The sequence below is a fragment of the Nocardia abscessus genome (assembly GCF_015477775.1).
GTDB lineage: Bacteria > Actinomycetota > Actinomycetes > Mycobacteriales > Mycobacteriaceae > Nocardia > Nocardia abscessus_A.
Genome location: NZ_JADLQO010000009.1, coordinates 127,758 through 145,090 on the forward strand (window position 1 = coordinate 127,758; position 17,333 = coordinate 145,090).

The 17,333-nt window shown below is 68.8% G+C and carries 20 protein-coding genes; 5 read left to right on the forward strand and 15 right to left on the reverse strand.

The genetic code is table 11. From position 1 onward, the window contains the following. Positions 1-2 precede the first annotated feature (2 nt). From IU450_RS22765 to IU450_RS22785, 5 genes are all read right to left on the reverse strand, one after another. Positions 3-755, reverse strand: a complete 753-nt coding sequence (locus tag IU450_RS22765) for a response regulator (RefSeq protein ID WP_228834960.1) — start codon at positions 753-755, stop codon at positions 3-5. A gap of 112 nt (positions 756-867) precedes the next feature. Beyond that, positions 868-1,467, reverse strand: a complete 600-nt coding sequence (locus IU450_RS22770; protein ID WP_195151768.1) for a GTP-binding protein — start codon at positions 1,465-1,467, stop codon at positions 868-870. After that, on the reverse strand, positions 1,448-1,822 hold the full coding sequence (locus tag IU450_RS22775) for a DUF742 domain-containing protein (RefSeq protein WP_195151769.1): 375 nt from the start codon (positions 1,820-1,822) through the stop codon (positions 1,448-1,450). Before IU450_RS22775 ends, IU450_RS22770 begins: the two co-directional genes overlap by 20 nt. Next, the gene (locus IU450_RS22780) at positions 1,819-2,244 is read right to left on the reverse strand and encodes a roadblock/LC7 domain-containing protein (protein WP_043691167.1); all 426 of its coding nucleotides are present in this window, start codon (positions 2,242-2,244) and stop codon (positions 1,819-1,821) included. The genes IU450_RS22775 and IU450_RS22780 overlap by 4 nt, the downstream gene beginning before the upstream one ends. A 1-nt stretch (position 2,245) precedes the next feature. Continuing rightward, positions 2,246-4,600, reverse strand: coding sequence for an ATP-binding protein (locus tag IU450_RS22785; protein WP_228834961.1), 2,355 nt, complete (start codon positions 4,598-4,600; stop codon positions 2,246-2,248). 253 nt (positions 4,601-4,853) lie between these two features. On the opposite strand from IU450_RS22785, the gene IU450_RS22790 reads away from it, so the two are divergent. Continuing rightward, positions 4,854-6,407, forward strand: a complete 1,554-nt coding sequence (locus tag IU450_RS22790) for a succinic semialdehyde dehydrogenase (RefSeq protein ID WP_195151771.1) — start codon at positions 4,854-4,856, stop codon at positions 6,405-6,407. 68 nt (positions 6,408-6,475) lie between these two features. On the opposite strand, the gene IU450_RS22795 is transcribed toward IU450_RS22790, so the two are convergent. After that, entirely contained in the window at positions 6,476-6,970 is a 495-nt protein-coding gene (locus IU450_RS22795) for a DUF779 domain-containing protein (RefSeq protein WP_195151772.1), read from the reverse strand. Positions 6,971-7,042: 72 nt separating this feature from the next. Next, positions 7,043-8,257, reverse strand: a complete 1,215-nt coding sequence (locus tag IU450_RS22800; RefSeq protein ID WP_195151773.1) for a helix-turn-helix domain-containing protein — start codon at positions 8,255-8,257, stop codon at positions 7,043-7,045. A 143-nt stretch (positions 8,258-8,400) separates the two neighbouring features. Between IU450_RS22800 and IU450_RS22805 the strand changes: the two genes are divergently transcribed. Continuing rightward, a complete protein-coding gene (locus IU450_RS22805) occupies positions 8,401-8,823 on the forward strand; it encodes an MmcQ/YjbR family DNA-binding protein (protein WP_195151774.1) in 423 nt (140 codons plus the stop codon). A gap of 4 nt (positions 8,824-8,827) precedes the next feature. Here the strand turns inward: IU450_RS22805 and IU450_RS22810 are convergent, their stop codons facing one another. The 4 genes from IU450_RS22810 to IU450_RS22825 form a co-directional block, all read right to left on the reverse strand. After that, on the reverse strand, positions 8,828-9,151 hold the full coding sequence (locus IU450_RS22810; RefSeq protein WP_195151775.1) for a hypothetical protein: 324 nt from the start codon (positions 9,149-9,151) through the stop codon (positions 8,828-8,830). A 95-nt stretch (positions 9,152-9,246) separates the two neighbouring features. Next, positions 9,247-10,386, reverse strand: coding sequence for an alkaline phosphatase family protein (locus tag IU450_RS22815; RefSeq protein ID WP_195151776.1), 1,140 nt, complete (start codon positions 10,384-10,386; stop codon positions 9,247-9,249). Between the two features lie 43 nt (positions 10,387-10,429). Continuing rightward, positions 10,430-10,741 carry a nuclear transport factor 2 family protein gene (locus tag IU450_RS22820; RefSeq protein WP_043691172.1) on the reverse strand — a complete coding sequence of 104 codons (312 nt, stop codon included), beginning with the start codon at positions 10,739-10,741 and terminating at the stop codon, positions 10,430-10,432. Positions 10,742-10,801: 60 nt separating this feature from the next. Further along, on the reverse strand, positions 10,802-11,428 hold the full coding sequence (locus IU450_RS22825) for a TetR/AcrR family transcriptional regulator (RefSeq protein ID WP_195151777.1): 627 nt from the start codon (positions 11,426-11,428) through the stop codon (positions 10,802-10,804). A 111-nt stretch (positions 11,429-11,539) separates the two neighbouring features. Here IU450_RS22825 and IU450_RS22830 point away from each other — a divergent pair, with 111 nt between their 5' ends. From IU450_RS22830 to IU450_RS22840, 3 genes are read left to right on the forward strand one after another with little or no spacing between them, the layout of a single operon-like run. Continuing rightward, complete coding sequence (locus IU450_RS22830; protein ID WP_195151778.1) at positions 11,540-12,604, forward strand: SDR family oxidoreductase; 1,065 nt, start codon at positions 11,540-11,542, stop codon at positions 12,602-12,604. Between the two features lie 11 nt (positions 12,605-12,615). Next, positions 12,616-12,816, forward strand: a complete 201-nt coding sequence (locus tag IU450_RS22835) for a hypothetical protein (RefSeq protein ID WP_195151779.1) — start codon at positions 12,616-12,618, stop codon at positions 12,814-12,816. A 48-nt stretch (positions 12,817-12,864) separates the two neighbouring features. Beyond that, the gene (locus IU450_RS22840) at positions 12,865-13,749 is read left to right on the forward strand and encodes an LLM class F420-dependent oxidoreductase (RefSeq protein WP_195151780.1); all 885 of its coding nucleotides are present in this window, start codon (positions 12,865-12,867) and stop codon (positions 13,747-13,749) included. Between the two features lie 10 nt (positions 13,750-13,759). Here IU450_RS22840 and IU450_RS22845 read toward each other — a convergent pair whose 3' ends face one another. From IU450_RS22845 to IU450_RS22865, 4 genes are all read right to left on the reverse strand, one after another. After that, positions 13,760-14,026 carry a hypothetical protein gene (locus IU450_RS22845; protein ID WP_195151781.1) on the reverse strand — a complete coding sequence of 89 codons (267 nt, stop codon included), beginning with the start codon at positions 14,024-14,026 and terminating at the stop codon, positions 13,760-13,762. Between the two features lie 137 nt (positions 14,027-14,163). Beyond that, entirely contained in the window at positions 14,164-14,325 is a 162-nt protein-coding gene (locus tag IU450_RS22850; protein ID WP_195151782.1) for a hypothetical protein, read from the reverse strand. 520 nt (positions 14,326-14,845) lie between these two features. Continuing rightward, a complete protein-coding gene (locus IU450_RS22860; RefSeq protein WP_416382896.1) occupies positions 14,846-16,201 on the reverse strand; it encodes an MDR family MFS transporter in 1,356 nt (451 codons plus the stop codon). Next, positions 16,198-17,325: a PLP-dependent cysteine synthase family protein gene (locus IU450_RS22865; RefSeq protein WP_195151783.1), complete on the reverse strand. Its 1,128-nt coding sequence runs from the start codon at positions 17,323-17,325 to the stop codon at positions 16,198-16,200. The genes IU450_RS22860 and IU450_RS22865 overlap by 4 nt, the downstream gene beginning before the upstream one ends. Positions 17,326-17,333 lie beyond the last annotated feature (8 nt).

A 17,333-nucleotide genomic window follows, 5' to 3' on the forward strand; every position in this document is an offset into this window, starting at 1 on the left:
CGTCAGGTATCGGTCGCCGGTTCGTCCGGCGACCGATACATCGGCCGTAAGACGTCGGCGTGGCCGTTTCTGCGGCACCAGCTGGTCAGGTACCGAGCGTGCAGGCCGCACCATCGGTAGACGGCGCCCAAGGTCATCGGCAATCCGGCTTCGTGCTCGCCGCGCTGCACGATGATCGGGCCGAGATAGGTGCTGGTCACCTTGTTCGCGGTGTTCACGCCGACGCGTGCCGCACGAGCCAGGGACGGTGCGTCCGACGCGCGGCCCGCGGCGATCGCTCCCGCGAGCCGGCCCGCCGTGGAGCCGCGCTGACCGCTGAATAACGTATAGAGCGGGGTGCCGGAACCCGGTGCCACATCGACGCCCGCCTTCGCGCCGACCGCGGCGGACCGGATGGCGTCGAGCAAGGCCTCGACGCCGGAGGACTTGGCGCACACCCCGGCGATCTCGGGACGCAACCGAGCCTCGTCCAGCAAGTCCTGCTCCATGCTGTGGCCCTGTGTCGCCATCAGGACCGGTGCCGGTCGGTTCGCTTTCGCCAGCATGTTCACGACATCGAGACCGTCGAAGGAGAATTCCAGGGCCGGGTTGTTCCAGACCAGGTCGGCCACCACGACATCGAAACGGAAGGTTGCGGTGACCGCCTCCTGAACCGTGCGACGATCCGGCGCGACGATGACCACCGCGTCGTCCAGCGCCTGCGTCAGAGCTGGAGCGATGACCTTCCCCAGTGGAGAGGCGATCAATATCCTCATCCCCGTTCCCATGCGCCAATCTTTATATGGGACAGGATGTTCGAGCAAGCTGATCGGGCACCACGCCGAAAGGTCTGCCCATGCAGGCAATTAGGCGACCGCCCGGTTTGAATCAGGTGGTCGCGTGCGCCCGCTGTGCCCGCTGGATGAGGTGCTCGACGAGGGTGAGCAGAACGTCTTTGCACGATCCGCGGTCACGAGCGTCGCAGAGCATGACGGGGGTGACCGAATCGAGGTCGAGGGCGTCGCGTACCTCGTCGATGGTGTAGCGGGGTGCGCCGTCGAAGCAGTTCACGCCGACCATGAACGGCAGGCCGCGCCGTTCGAAGAAGTCCACGGCGGCAAAAGAGTTGCCCAGCCTGCGGGTGTCGGCGAGAACGACGGCGCCGAGCGCGCCGCGCGCCAGTTCGTCCCACAGGAACCAGAACCGGTCCTGGCCGGGCGTGCCGAACAGGTACAGCACCAGGTCGCGATCGATGGTCAGTCTGCCGAAGTCCAGTGCGACCGTGGTCGTGGACTTCTGCTCCACGCCCGACAGATCATCGATGCCGGTGCTCACCTCGGTGATCAGTTCCTCGGTACGCAGTGGCGGGACTTCGCTGATCGCCGAGACCATGGTGGTCTTGCCGACGCCGAACCCGCCGGCGACGAGGATCTTGACCGACGCGGCCAGTTGTGGTGTGCCGCTCGGGTCAAAGTTTTCGGATTCCATCCAGTACCGCTCGCAATATGTTGAGGTCATCGGGTCCGGCCTCCGTCGGAACGGGAGCGCGGAAGATCAGTTGCCCGTCGCCGATCAGGTCACCGACGAGGATCTTCGTCACCGCCAGCGGCAAGTGCAACTGCGCGGAGAGTTCGGCGACGGTCTGCGAAACCCGGCACAGCCGAAGGATGTCGGTGTACTCGGGTTCGCTCCGCCGCAGTGTGGGCGCGGAGTTGTCCGCGACCACGGTGGTGAGCATATCCAGTTCGGGTCCGGTGAAGCTGGTGCGCCCGCGCGTCAGCGCGTACGGACGTACCAGCGGGCCTGCCGCCTCGTCGAACCAGGGCTCACGCGGGTTGGTCATGGCCGGTTCTGCTCGACCTGTCCGACGAGATCCTGGCGTGGTGTGGTCGACAGGTAGCTGCCGACGCGCTGAACGGTCAGATTCATCTCGTAGGCCACCATGCCGAGGTTGGCGGACTCGGCGGCTTGCAGGGCCAGGCAGGCGTTGTCGCCCGCGGAGGTCACGAACAGCACCGCGCGATCGAGTTCGATGACCGCCTGCCGCACGCCGCCGCCGTCGAATCTGTTGCCCGCGCTACGCGCCAATCCGTAGAGCGCCGAGGACATCGCGCCGAAGTGTTCGGCGTCCTCGCGGCTCATACCGCTGGATCGGCCGAGTAGTAGCCCGTCGGTGGACAGCACCACCGCGTGGCGCACGCCGGCCAGCCGGTCGACGAGATCGTCGAGCAGCCAATTGAGATCACCTGCGGGAGAAGCGGACACTCTAGCCTTCCTGTTCGTCGGGGATGATGGCGCGGCGGCCCTGTCTGGTTCCGTTCTCGATGGCGGACATCAGATCACGGGCCTGTTCGGCGGAGCGTTCGGATTGCGCGGTGGCGGCCTGTTCGTGGACCGGCTGCGCCAATTGCGGTGCGAGGTTGGTCTGTCGGTTGCGCCGGGGCAGCGCCGGACGGCCGTCCGGGCCCGGGTGCGTCGGCGCCTCGGTGTACGGCCGAGGCGCGTAGCGCGGGGCCGCGGCGGGTTCGGCCGCCAGCGTCGCGACCGAGGACGTGGCGGTCTGCGCGGAGTCACCCGCCTCCGGGCCGGTGACGGGTGCGGCGATGAGTCTGCGGCGACTGCCGGGATCGGTGAGCTCCGCCGGTCTCTGCGACCTGCCCGAATCCCCCGCGACCAGGGCGGACGGAATGATCACGATGGCCTTGATGCCGCCGTAGTCGGACTCCGACAGCCGCACCGAGATACTGTGGCGTGCGGCGAGCTGCGCGACCACGAACAGTCCGAGCCGGGAGTCGGCCGACAGTGCCGCCACCCCGAAATCCGGTGGATTACGCAGCGTCTCGTTCATCCTGGACAGGTCGGCCTCGGACATGCCCATGCCCTGGTCGGCGATCTCGACCACTACACCTTTGCCGACCACGTTGCCTGCCACCTCCACCCGCGACTGCGGCGGGGAGAAGGAGGTCGCGTTGTCCACCAGCTCGGCGAGCAGGTGGATGAGGTCGGCGACCACCGTGCCGAGCACGTGGATCTCGGGCAACCGAGCCACCCGGACGCGGGCGTAGTCGAGGGTCTCGCCGACCGCGCTGCGCACCAGGTCGACCAGCGGAACCGGGTTGCGCCACTGCCTGCCCGGCTTGCCGCCGCCGAGGATGGTCAGGTTCTCGGCGTTGCGCCGCTCGCGGGTTGCGAGGTGGTCGAGCCGGAACAGCGTGTCGAGCAGAACCGGATCTTCCTGGCGCTGCTCGGCTTCGTCGAGAATCTCCAGCTGCCGGTGCACCACGATCTGGCTGCGATGCGCGATGTTCAGGAACACCGCTTTCACGCCCTCCCGGGTGCGGGCCTCGGCCACCGCCGCGGAGACGGCCGCGGAGTGCGCGTGCTGGAACGCCTTGGCCACCTGGCCGATCTCGTCGCTGCCGTAGTCCAGGTTCGGGGATTCGGCGGCGGGATCGACGGCTTCACCGTCGCGCAGCCTGCGCAACATGTCGGGCAGTCGCTCGTCGGCCAGCGCGAGCGTTTCTCCCCGCAGCCGCTTCAGCCTACGGATGACGCGGTTGGCCAGGATGACCGCGACGACGAGCACCAGAACGCCGACCAGCAGCATTCCGCCACCCGTAACGGCGGATCTGGTCGCCGTCGCGGCGGCTTTGTCTTCAGCGACCTGCTGGACATCCTTGTTGTACACCGACCAGGCGTCGAGCAACCCGCGGCTGACTTCGGCCGCCGCCCGGCGCCATTCGTCGGTGTTCAGCGGTAGCGCGGGCAAGGTCGGTTGCCGTGTGCCGGTGCCCGGACTCGCCGAGGAGGGCGGTGCGGTCGCGGTCGCCGTCGCGGCGCTGACGCGCTGGACGATGGCGTTCTCCATCGCGGTCAGCTGTTGCCAAGCCGTGCCGGTGGACAGCGCCTGCAGGCGGGCTTTGATCGGGCCGTCCAGTTCGGCGATGAGGGTGGCGATTTCGGTGTGGTAGAAGCCGGTCTGGCGGGTGTACTCGTCGATCGGGATGGGCGGGGGAGTGGCGCCGTGGACGTAGACCGCACCGAGGGCGTCGCTGCGCGCCATGGCCTCGCTCACGTAGAACAGGCGGACGCCTGCCACTGTGCCCACGGCGATCTCGCTGTCCGGCGCGCTCTGCACGGTGGACTTGGCGCCGGTGGGGATCGGGTCGAGCAGCCGGTTGTAGAACATGTACGCGTCCGGGATGGGCAGTGCGCCCGCGTCGGCGGCGGAGCGCACCGTGGTCAGGCTCTGCGTCAGCATGACGAGGTCGGCGTCGTCTTCGGTGATCTTCGACTCGTCGACGTCGCGCAGGCTCGCGGAGGCCGTGAGCAGACGCCGCACCGCCGCGTCCACGCGCATGCGAGCGGTGCCGAGCGCGGCGGCGAGGGTGTCGTCGCCGGATAGCTGGGAGAGCGTCAGCTGGCGTTCCTGCTGGACCGCGTCCATGACCTCGCTGGTCACCGGGATGGCGTTCTGACTCTCCGCGGCCCAGTCCTTGGCTTTCGTTCCTTCGGCTACCAGGTAGCCCGCGCCGCCCAAACCGGCCAACAGCAGAGTCAGACTCGGAATGAGCGCGATAGCCAGAATCCGGGTGCGGACCCCGAGCCTCGCTCTGAACATCGGCATAACGTAAACCACGAACCCGGCTATCCGGACGTCCGGTCCCGGTGAGTGGGACTGAATTTGACCAGAGCGGCGGCGCCGTGCGTCGCCGATGAGCACTGCCCGGACGCAGCACTGAGCTACCTGATATTCGGCACAGATTCCGCTGCGGACGCCCCCGCCGCGAATTCCGCCCACGGCAGGTTCATAGCGGGCGGCGCGGGGCGTAGATTGTGTGTATCTCGAAGTTACTCACAAGTAGGAGGCAACGATGCCCGCGCCGAAAGCCGATGTATTCGATCGCCTCAGCGCGCTGGCCGCGATCGGGGCGCCCGCGGATCGTCAGCGCAGGACGATCGCCGAGACGTTCACCGGGGATCCGCTGGGCAGCGTGCCGGTGGGCACCGCGGCCGATGTCGCGGCCGCCATGGACCGGGCCCGAGTCGCGCAGGAGCACTGGGCGGCCCGGCCGGTATCCGAACGCGCGGCCGTGCTGGATCGTTACCGTGCGCTGGTGGTGGAGCACCGCGAGTTCCTGATGGACGTGGTGCAGGCCGAGACCGGCAAAGCGCGCTGGGCGGCCCAGGAAGAGATCATGGGCCTGATGTTCGCGGCCCGCTACTTCGCGAAGATCGCACCCGGGCTCCTCGGCGCCCGCCGGGTACCGGGCGCCTTCCCTGTACTCAACCGCGCTTCCGTCCGTTACCAGCCGAAAGGCGTGGTCGGCGTCATCGCGCCGTGGAACTACCCGCTGCTGCTGTCGATCGGCGATTCGATTCCCGCGCTCATCGCGGGCAACGCGGTGGTGGTCAAGCCCGACAGCCAGACCCCGTTCTCCACGCTGGCGGGCGCCGAACTGCTGTACCGGGCGGGCCTGCCGCGTGAGCTGCTCGCGGTCGTTCCAGGGCCGGGCGGCGTGGTCGGCACCGCGATCGTCGAGGCGTGCGACTACCTGATGTTCACCGGTTCCTCGGCGACCGGCCGCACCCTGGCCGAGCAGTGCGGACGCCGGCTGATCGGCTTCTCCGCCGAACTCGGCGGGAAGAACCCGATGATCGTCGCCGACGGCGCCGACCTGGACAAGGCCGCCAAGGCGGCCGTGCGCGCCTGCTTCTCCAACGCCGGACAGCTGTGCATCTCGATCGAGCGGCTCTACGTCGAACGGAAAGTCGCCGCGGCCTTCACCGAGAAGTTCGTCGCCGCCGTGAACGCCGCGAAACTCGGCGCCGCCTACGACTATTCGGCCGATATCGGCAGCCTCATCTCCGAAGCGCAACTGGAAACGGTGTCCAAGCACGTCGCGGACGCCACGTCGAAGGGAGCGAAGGTGCTGACCGGCGGCAAGGCGCGCCCGGATCTCGGTCCGCTGTTCTTCGAGCCGACCGTGCTGAGCGAGGTGACCGACGAGATGGAATGCGGTCGCGACGAAACCTTCGGTCCGCTGGTCTCCATCTACCCCGTCGACGGCGTCGAGGAGGCCGTTCGCCTGGCCAACGACACCGACTACGGCCTCAATGCCTCGGTGTGGGCGGGGAGCAAGTCCGAAGGCGAGCGGATCGCGGCGCGGTTGCACGCGGGAACGGTCTGTGTGGACGAAGGTTACGCACCGGCCTGGGGCTCCACGGCCGCACCCATGGGCGGCATGGGCATTTCCGGTGTGGGGCGCCGTCACGGCCCGGACGGGCTGCTCAAGTTCACCGAACCGCAGTCGATCGTGGTGACCCGGTTCATGAATCTCGACGCGCCGAGGCTGTTCCCGAAGGGGAAGTGGCAGCCGTTCCTGATGTCCGTCGCCCGCAGCCTGCGTTTCCTGCCGGGACGCTGAGGCTTGACGGCCGCCCGGGTGGTCGTGCCCACCCGGGCGGACCATCCGCCGGTCGGCTCGTGCAGGGGTCACGCCAACCGGTCGGCTCCGGTGCGCGGCGGTCCTCCGGCCGCCAGCGCCGCCGCTTCGTCATCGGTGAGCAGCCGTGACCTGAGGACGAAGCGCATGTTCTCGAGGGTGTCCGCGACCCAACCGCCGGCCTCGTCGGGCACATCGACGGTGAGGTGGGTGTGCTTCCAGTGCTCGTACTGTTCGCCGCTGATCCACAATTCGGTGTGCCAGGGAAGGTTTCCCAGCAGGACGTCTTCGCCGTCGATCCGGGATTCCCGAATGGGCAGCCACCGTGGCCGGCCACCGTCGCGGTGTCCGCCGGACTCGTGCAGCAGCACCGCTCCGTGCTGGTCGATCACTCGGCGCAAAACGGCCCTGGCGCGGTCGGTGATGTCCACCCGGTGCGTTCGATGCGCCGCCACCGCACCGCCCGGACGGCGTGGACGGCGCGGCCGGAGCGCGTCGGGTAGTCGGCGATCCCGGGGTGCCGCCCCCGGTCTGGTGTAGCTCATGATTCCTCGCAGATATCTCGGACCGGCCCACTATGGTCCGCGGAGGTTGGTGCGAGGTTGGTGCGGAAATCCTCAGTCGCGCAACGCCGTATGCAGCCGAGCCGCCACCGTCGCACGCCGCAGGTCGTCCGGCGGAAGCAATCGCAACGCGTGCTCGTGCACCGCGATATCGCGGGGAGCGCGTTCGCCGAACGCCACGGCGTGCTCGGCTCGGTCGCCGGCGAGCACGGCTGTGCGCACCCCGACGTCGAGGTAGTCGCGCCACCGCAGCACGCCGGGCGCCTCCGAACCGGGTAGCAGCGGTCCCCGGTACAGCCAGACCGCCGAGGTGGTGTCGCCCGCGGTGATGGCGGCGAACAACTCGACGGCGTCGCAGGCGACCGGACCGGTCAGAACGTAACGGCGATTGCTGATTTCGCCGCCGATCGCGCGGCGCAGGTGCGAGACATCGGCCTTGAGCGTGCTGGTGGAGACCGCACGGTCACCGTAGAGGGCGGCGTGCAACTGCTCCGGCGTGAAGCCGTCCGGCTGGAGGGCCAGCAGTGCGAGTATCTCCAGCTGCCGCGGCGGAAGGGAAAGCGGCACGCCGTCGCAGAGCAGACGTGCGGCGCCGAGGCATTCCAGCCGGATCCCGGGCGCGGGCGCGGGCTCGGTGGTGCGCAGCATCGTCTCCACCGCCGTCACCAGCGCGCGTACCGAGGTGAGCACCGCGGGATGGGAGCGGTCCCAGGAACTGGACAGATCCAGCGCGCCGATCTGTCTTCCGTCGGGTCCGTGGATCGGTGCGGAATAGCAGACCCAGCCGTGCAGGGCGGCGACCAGGTGCTCGGCGGAGAACACCGTGGCGGCGCGATCGGTGTGCAACGCGAGCGCCACACCGTTGGTGCCCATGTGGCTTTCGTCCCAGCAGCCGCCGGGCGCGAGGTTCACCTGCTCGGCCTGCCTGCGCAGCGCGCGGTCGCCGCAGGACCACAGGACGGTGCCCGCCGGATCGGTGACCACGGCCAGATACCCGGAGTCCTCGGTGACGGCCCGCAGCTCGCCCGCGAGCGTTGTCACCGGTCCACGCAGTGGGGACGCGGCCCACCGGTCGCCGATATCGTCCACGCCGGGCGCTTCCGTGGTGGCGGGATCGACAGTGTGCAGTGACCGCCGCCAGGATTGCGCTACTTCCTTGCGCAGCACGGTATGCCGGGGTGGGGCGGTGGTCTGGGGAGCTGTCGCCCAGCGCTCCCATTCTCTTTGCAGGTCGACCCGCTGTTGGGTGAGGGTGCGGAACTGCGCCACGTGGAAGACCCGTCGTCGTGTGAGCTCATGATCGCTCTCTCATTCTGGCGGACGCCGACGGGGGTGGCGAGCGGTTCGAGCCCTACCGGCCGGTCGGGAAAGATTCGGAGCGAAGTGGCGCCACGACGCCATAGGCTGCCGGCATGGCGACCGGTTTCCAGCGGGCATGCCTCGCCGATGTGCACGAGGTGGCCGCGGGCATGCCCCACGTGACGCGCGTCGACGGACCGCGCGGTAACCCGATCTATCAGGTCGGGGGTAAATCGTTCGTGTTCTTCCGCAATCCCCGTCCGGATGCCGTCGACCCGTTGACCGGTGAGCGCTACGCCGATGTCATCGTGATCTGGGTGCCCTCGGAGGCGGACAAACAGGCACTGGTCCAGGACCCGGACTCGCCGTTCTTCACGACGCGGCATTTCGACGGGCATCCGTCGGTCCTGGTGCGCGCGGCCCGTCTCGGCGAGCTGAGCCGTCGAGAGCTCATTGAGGTCGTCCAGGACGCCTGGCTGGCCAGGGCCTCGCGCAAACGCGCGGCGGACTGGCTGGCCGCCCATCCGCCGCGCTGAGCGGTCACTTCCGGATGAAAATGCCTGCGACGTCGGCGTTCTTGATCGGGGTGTCGGTATTGGCCTGGGCGCCGCACAGCAGATCGACCGACACCATCGTCGCGTCCACGACGGTGCCCGCGGGCTCGCGGTCGTCCTGGCTCTGCTGCTTGACGAACTTGGTGATCGTCGTGCGTTTGGTGTCCTGGTCCTGCTTGACGTACTCGCTGCACGGGGTGTCACCGCCGCGGTTGAGGGCGCGTTCGATGTCGGTGCAGCCCGCGAGCGCCATGGCGACCACCGCGATCCCGAGGCCGGTTCGGCCGGTCCGTGACAGCGTGGCGTTCATGGTCTCCTCCTGAGGTTCGGGCACGGCGATGCCCGCCGCGATCGGCTCCAGACTAGAGCCAACGCGCGCTGGTGTTCGCCGACCGGCCGGGACGGCTAGGCGCGGTAGACGCACAACGGGACGTTCATCTCCGCCGCGGTGAGCGAACCGTGGTGACCGATCAGCCAGGACTGCAGCGGTTCGGCGCCGGTGCGGATGACGCCACGCCGCCCACTGGCGACCACGACCAGATCGCCGATGCGCTGCGCGATCGCGTGCTCGACCGTGGGACCGAACCAGCCGCGGGCCACGATGTCGTCCTTGCCGAGCACATCGAAGTCCGGGCCGAGCGTGGCCTGCCAGGCCGCCGCGACGTCGGATGCGGCGCCCGGCACCGTGTAGACGTGCCGGGCGCGGGGCTCACCGCCGAGCGCTCGGACGCCTTGTTGCAAGGCTGGCGTGGTGTCGAAATCGATGCGGTCCTCCAGTTGCACCATGCCGTGGTCGGCGGTGACCAGCAGCGCGGCGCCGGGTGGCAACTCCTCGGCGAGGGTGGCGGCGAGCCGGTCGGCGTTGGCGAGTTCCAATTCCCACGACCGTGACTCGGGCCCGCGCACGTGTCCGGTCATGTCGAGGTCGCCGTGGTAGGTGTAGACCAGTGCGCGCGGCCCGGCGCGCAGCGCTTCGCCGACACCGGCCACGAGGTCGCCGAACGACAGCTGGGGCCGGAACTCGCAGCCGCGCAGAACCGCCTTGGTCAGCCCCGACCCTGCCTGATCGCGCGGCGATACCTGGGCCACGGCGATGCCGTCGGCAGCGGCGCGCTCGAAAACTGTTGTGCGAGGCTGGAACTCTTCCGGAACGAGTTCGCTTCGCAGATCGGACTTGGGAACGCCGTGCAGCCGCCAGGACAGCGGGGTGAACAGCTGGTCGTAGCCGGGGACGTGGAACAGATAACCGACGATGCCGTGTTGGCCGGGCGGAACGCCCACCCCGAGCGAGGTGAGGCTGGTGGCCGTCGTGGTCGGGAAGCCGGCCGTGAGCCGGACCGGTGCGAGACCGGACAGGAACGGCGCCGCAGCGGGATTCGCGACGAGGTGCTCGTAGCCGAGCCCGTCCACCAGCAGGACGCAGACCCGGTCGATATCCAGTCCGAGCCCGAGACGGTCCTCCTCGCCGGGGACGCCGAGACCGGCGAGGACAGAGGGAAACAGATCGGCCAGAGAACCGGTACCGTAACGCGGCGCGACGAACACGAAGGTCAGGATGTCAACGTCGATGGGGGCATGGCAAGGGCGTTCAGGCTTGGCCCGTCTCGAAACGGCTCACCTTGCCGTCCCGCAGGACGAACCGCCAGGTGGTCCGCATCGAACCCCACCGCGAATTGGTGTAGTCGGCAACCAGTTCGATGCCGTCGTCGCCGACGGACTCGACCCGCATGCGTGCGTTGCTGTCGAAGATCTCCGCTTCGGTCCACTGGACGAGATTGCGCTCGACGCCGTCGTCGGACATCGTGGCATCGTCGGTGAGGACCGCGTAGAACCGATCCTGATCGTTGGCGTTGAGCGCGTCGACGAACTCCTGCACCGTCGGATCCAGCTGCGCGGTCATCCGTGTCGTCCTCTCGGATCGGTGTGAGAAGCATCGGATAGCAAACGTCTGGCGTCTACTCTAGGTCAGCGGTGGCGTGCTCGGCTCGATCACTGTCGCGAACGTCCGCATGACATCCTCCACCAGCGCCGGGGCAGTGGTGCCGAACTGCACCGCGCGCTTTTCCAGCTGTCCGTCCAGCCACAGTGAGGCCAGGCCGTGGCCGAGTCCCCAGAACATGACGGCCAGTGTGTCGGCTTTGTCGGCGGGCAACACTCCAGCGCGCACACATTCCGCGATCGTGTCGGCCAGAACCCCGAACGCCGCGTCGCCCGCGGCCATGGTGTCCGGGTGCTTGTCGGGCTGGGAGAGCTCCGGCCGGAACATCAAGCGGAAGTAGGCCGGTTGCTCTCGGGAGAACCGCACATAGGTGTTCGCCAGTGCGGTCAGAGCGGCCATGGGTGTGTCCGCTTCGGCGCGGGTCGCCGCCAGTTGTGCGCCGAGCAACTGGAAACCCTGGGTGGACAGTGTCGCGAGCAGGGCGGAACGGTCGGGGAAATGGTGGTAGGGCGCCGCGGTGCTCACGCCCGCCTCGCGCGCCACCCTGCGGAGGCTGACCGCCCCGAGCCCCTCTGTCTCGATCAAACGCAGGCAGGCGGCCAGCAGTGCGTCGCGTAAGGCGCCGTGGTGGTAACTGGTCCGCGTCACTGTCCGAGCGTATGCGACGACTCCTGGACAACCTAACTATGCGATGCTTAGATTATCTGAGCGGCGCTCAGATAGGCGGCGCGGTAGCCACTCCACGAGACGGGTGAAGAAATGAGCACACGGGTATCGGTCACCGGCGCAACGGGATTCGTCGCCGGCCACGTCATCGCCGAGTTGCTGGAGCACGGCTACGCCGTGCGCGCGACGGTCCGCGACCTCGCCGACACCGGCAAACGAGCCCACCTGGTCGAGCTGGCGCGCCGGACCGGGGGCGAGTTGGAGTTCGCGCAGGCCGACCTGAACGGCGACGACGGCTGGGTACCCGCCGTCGCGGGCTGCACCGAGGTTCTGCACGTGGCGTCTCCGTTCCCGTCGACCCCGCCGGACGACGAGAACGAGCTCATCGATACCGCGGTCGAAGGAACCCTGCGCGTGCTGCGCGCCTGCGCCGCCGCGGGCACGGTGCGCCGGGTAGTGCTGACCTCTTCGATCGCGGCGATCGCGTACGGTCACGCCGACGATGCCGTGCGCACCGAGGCGGACTGGACGGTGGTCGAACGCAGCCCGGCCTACCAGAAGAGCAAGACGCTGGCCGAGCGGGCGGCCTGGGATTTCGTCGCGAAACTTCCGGCGGACGCGGGATTCGAACTGGTCGTCGTCAATCCCGGCATGGTGCTCGGACCAGCGCTGTCCGCGGCGACGAGCACCTCGCACGAGCCGGTGCGCAGGCTGCTCGCCGGGGACGTACCGGGGACTCCCAGGGTCGGCTGGGCCCCGGTGGACGTGCGCGATCTGGCCGTGGCGCATCGGCTCGCCTTGGAGACGCCGGAGGCGGCGGGCAACCGCTACATCTGCGCGGGCGAGCACCTGTGGATGGGGGAGATGGCGCGCGTTCTCGCCGAGGAATACGGGCCGCGCGGGTTCCGGGTGCCGACCAGGGCTCTGCCGAACTGGGTCGTGCGTTCGGTCGCGGTCTTCGACAAAGGCGTCCGGCTGACCCTGCCGACGCTGGGACGTACCGAATCGCTCAGCGCCGAGAAGGCTCGGCGCGAGCTGGGTTGGACCATGCGCCCGGTGCGCGAAACGCTGCTCGACACCGCCGAAAGCCTGCTGCAGCACGGGATCGTCGCGTCGCCGCGGCGCAAATCCGGCCCACGGGCCGCCGTGAGCGTGTGAGGGATGCCGTCATGCTGATCGCGACCTTGATCATCACCACGATCGCCATGGTGCGGCGCGCGTTCGCACGTCGGTCCCCGAGCGGGAACTCCGCCGAGCTTCCAGTTCGCGGCGCGGTCCGGAGGACACTGCGCAGGCCGCTGCCGATTACCGCCGCCCTCGTCACGCTGCTGGGCGTAGCGCTGGCGGCGGGCACGCTCACCCAGTGCTGAACCGGCCCCGATGCGCGCGGGTCCGGCCCGGTTCGCTAGACAGGACACGTGACTGCGCAGCGCCCCTTCCGGTTCGGTGTCAACATGGTGGTCCCTGAGTCCCGGTCGAATTGGATCGAAAAGTGCCGTCGGGCCGAGGAACTCGGCTTCGACGTGATCGGCGTCGCCGACCATCTCGGCCTGCCCGCGCCGTTCCCGGCGATGATCCTGGCCGCCGAGGCGACCGAGCGGGTGCGCTTGAACACCTTCGTGCTGAACACCGCGTTCTACAACCCCGTCCTGCTGGCTCGTGACGTGGCCGGCGCCGACCAGTTCACCGACGGGCGCATCGAACTCGGGCTCGGCGCAGGCTATGTGCAGGCGGAATTCGAGGCCGCGGGCATCCCGTTCGAAAGCGGGAGCAAGCGTGTCGAGCACCTGGAGCAAACGGTGATCACGCTGCGCGGCCTGTTCTCCGATCCGGAGTATCAGCCGCAGCCCGCCCAGCCGTCGGGGCCGCCGGTGCTCATCGGCGGATGGGGTGATCGGTTACTCGCCGTCGCCGCGCGGCACGCCGACATCATCGCCTTCACCGGCGCGGCGGCCGCGCGCAACGGTGGGCCGTTGCAAATGGCCGGGCTCGCGGAGACCGAGGAGCGGGTCGCCTACGTCCGGGAACTGCTCGGCCCGCGACTGGACAAGGTCGAGTTCAACATCCTGGTGCAACGAGTGGTCCCGCCCGCCGAACGCGCGAGCGTGCTGGAGGTCTTCGGCCCGGCGCTGCCGCCGGACGTCGCCGACTCCCCGGAGGACCACCCGATCCTGCTCATGGGCACTCCGGAGGAAATGGCCGACCGCCTGCGCGATCGGCGCGACCGCTTCGGCATCACCTACGTGACCGTCCTCGAGGACAGCATGGAGAAGTTCGCCCCGGTGATCGCATTGCTGCGCTGATCGGCGCGACTCACGGCAGCGGGTCGACGATGACGCGGGAATCGATCTGCCGGAGCTTTCGCGGCCGGCTGGTCAGGCAGGGCCACGTACGAGCGACCGCCTCACGGGTGACATGGCCCGCCGCGACCAAGGCATCAGCGGCCGGACCGGCACTCCGGTCTCCCGCGAGTGCCGGGGTGGCCGTGCGCTCGAACGACGGGATCACCGTGTGCGGCAGACCGACGAGCACGGCCAGGATGTCGAGCCGATCGGCCGGGATATGGGTGCGCGCCGCCACGAGGACCGTGCTCGGAACGACGATGGTGTTGCCCGCGTCGACCGTCGCCTAGACGATTGCCTGGGCGTAGTTGGCGCGATGGGCGAAGGCGACGACCGCCGCGGCGTCGAAGACGACGCCGCCGAGAACCGGGGCGGTCACGTCGCGGCAGTGTGCGACGCGTCCCCTTCTTCGCCGGATAGTGGCGGTGGACCCGGAACGGCGTGCTGGACGACGCTGCTCCCCAGCAACCGAGCGACGACGTCGTCGGGCAGCGTGGGGGTGGCCTTTCGCGGGCTGTGCTCCCGAAGCGACGGCATGCCACGACTCTAGCCGGGCCCGGCTCTGCGCCGGGAGTCCGCATGACGGTCGCGATATCGAAAGTGTCTGCCCAGTAGAGCAATTCGACTTCCTCGAGAGAGATCGGGCGAGGGTCTCCGGGTCAATGTCGATCTCGGTGATCTGCCGCACGCGGTTGGCCTCGTTCGAGAGGAGGCTCGGAGGCTCGCCGCGTGACGGGGGGCGAGGCGGTCGGACTTCGGCAGACACCTGGTGCGAAGAGGTTTCGTCACGACGGGCCGGTCAGCCCAGACTCGTGACCGGCTTCGCCGCGGTGAGGTCTTGCTCGATGCTGCGGGCGGCCGCGAGCAACCGGGGGATCAAGTCCGCGCGGATGCTCTCGATGGTCTTTCGGGTGGCGGGGGGAGACGTTCAACGCGGCGATCACCGAACCGGAGTTGTCGTGCACCGGCACGGCGACCGAGCGCAGTCCTTTCTCTCAATTCCCTCCTCGGGCCGGATCGGCCCGGCGACCGACCGCCAGTTGTGGGGAAGCCGTCTTCAGGCGTGGGTTTTCGCCGCCCTGTGACCGGGTCCGGCGTCTTCGATTTTCTCGTCGGTCGGTCTCGTGGCGAGGGTGTCGCCGGGAGCCGAGTCATGTCGTCCACCCGCCTCCGGCTGGTAGCGCTTCTCGTCGGCAGGCTCCGAACGATCCAGCCGATGCAGCGCGAACGCCGCGACGACACCGATAACGCTCAGGCCGGCCCACACCGCCCAGTCGGACCCGGCGTCGCGCGCGGCGCCGACCACGGCTCCGGTCGCGAGATTGCCGACGAGAATGCCGACACCGACGACGGTGTTGTAGAACCCGTAGTGGGTGGCGACGAGCCTCCCGTTCGACAGGGTCACGACGGTGTCCATCTCGAACGGGAACACAGCCGCTGTCCCGACCGCCAGCAACGCCGCGGCGACCAGCAGCGCGGCGGCCGCAGCCGGCGCACCGAACCGGTCCGGACCGGGAACGGCCACCAGCGGCACAAACGAGGCCGCGAGAATCCCCATTCCGACGACCAGGCTCCGCCCCGTACCCCACCTTGCCCGCAACCACGCGGTGATGCGTAGCTGACCGGCGACCGCCACAACACCGGAGATCACGAACAGCGCCGACACCAGTGCCTGCGACCGCGCTCCCGCGACGAACTCCGCCTGCAGCGGCAGCGCGAGATACACCTGGAACGACAGCACATAGGAACCGACCATCGCCAGCGCGAACCACAGGAACCGGCGATTGACGATCACTGTTCGCCAGTCCTCGAGCACCGAATTCCGCTCGCCGGACCTGTCCGCGCGTCGCGTCGGCAGCGCGAACAACTGCGCCACGGTCAGTATCGCGAACACGATCGCGGCGACACCGGCGGCGGCCCGGAAGTCGACTGCCATCAACGCCAGACCGACCAGTGGCCCGGCCAGGATGCCCGCCTGATAGAAGATGTTGAATACCGCGAAGGCCTCGACTCGCCGTTCGCCCGTATCCGCGGCTAGATAGGCTCGCACGGCCGGGTTGAACAGCGCACCGGCGAACCCCGTCGCTGCCGAGGCGATCAACAGACCCGGCAGCGAAGTCGCGAATATCAGCAGCGCGAACCCACCTGTTCGCAGCAGACACCCCGCGACGATCAGCGGCTTGTAGCCCAACCGGTCGGCCAACGTGCCGCCGATCAGGAACATGCCCTGCTGAGAGAAGTTCCGGACCCCCAGCACCAGCCCCACCGCCCACGCCGCCAGACCGACAGGCCCGGCGAGATAGCCGGCGAGGTACGGCATCAACATGTAGAAGCCGAGGTTGATGCCGAACTGGTTGATCATCAACAGCCGGGCGGCCGGGTCGAAGCTGCGGAACTTCGTGAAGACGGTCACTGTGCCCACTCCCGATCGTGGATGAACTGCCTGGGGTCGATGACGGTGGTGGATCGGGTCCAGGACCGTACGACGCGTTCCGCGGGATGAGCGATCGTGTCCGGTGCCGGCGGAGGCGGCGAGTCGAGCAGGCCGTGCTCATCGCAGTAGGCGTCGTTGTAGACGGTGTCGAAATAGCGGTTCGGCCCGTCGGGGAAGATCGCCACGATCCGCGCGTCGGCGTCGTAGGTCCGCGCCGCCCAGCCCGCGACGAGCGCGACAGCGCCGACGCTCCACCCTCCCGTCGCGTGGTGGGTGGCTGCCAATGTCCGGCATGCCCAGACAGCCTCCGACGGCGCGACCCAATGCACCTCGTCGAAGGCGTCGTAATCGACATTGACCGGATAGATGCTCGATCCCAGCCCCCGCATCAATCGCGGACCCGCGGGTTGTCCGAAAATCGTGGACGCCACGGTATCCACTCCGATCAGCTTCATCTCCGGATCGAACCGGCGCAACACCCGCGCGACGCCGGAGGAGTGCCCGCCGGTGCCGACCGCGCACACCAGTACGTCCACCCCACCGAGCTGTTCGACCAATTCGAGCGCCAGCGATTCATAGCCGTCGACATTGTCCGGGTTGCTGTATTGATCCGGGCACCATGCGTCGTTCTCGCCGGCGAGCAACTCCGTCACCCGGTCGCGGCGGGCCTGCTGCCAACCGCCCGTCGGATGGGGCGCGGTCACCACGTCGACCCGCGTCCCGTACGCGGTGAGCATCCGCGCGACGATCGGCTCCAGACCCGGGTCCGTCACCACGGTCACCGGATGACCGGTGACGATCCCCGCCAGCGCCAACCCCAAGCCGAGGGTGCCGCTGGTCGATTCGATGATCCGCGCCCCCGGAGCCAGATCACCGCGCTCCTCTGCCCGGCGCACCATGTGCAGCGCGGGCCTGTCCTTCATACCGCCCGGATTGAACCCTTCGAGCTTGGCCCAGAACCCCCGCCCCTGTGGCGCCAGCGGCGCACCGACCCACAACACGGGAGTGTTGCCGATCAGCGTGTGCGGGTGATGAGCGGGTCCCGGCGCACCCACCAGAGCCGCCGAGCGATCGGTGAGTGCATCGAGCACGACCTTGTCCATGACTGTCG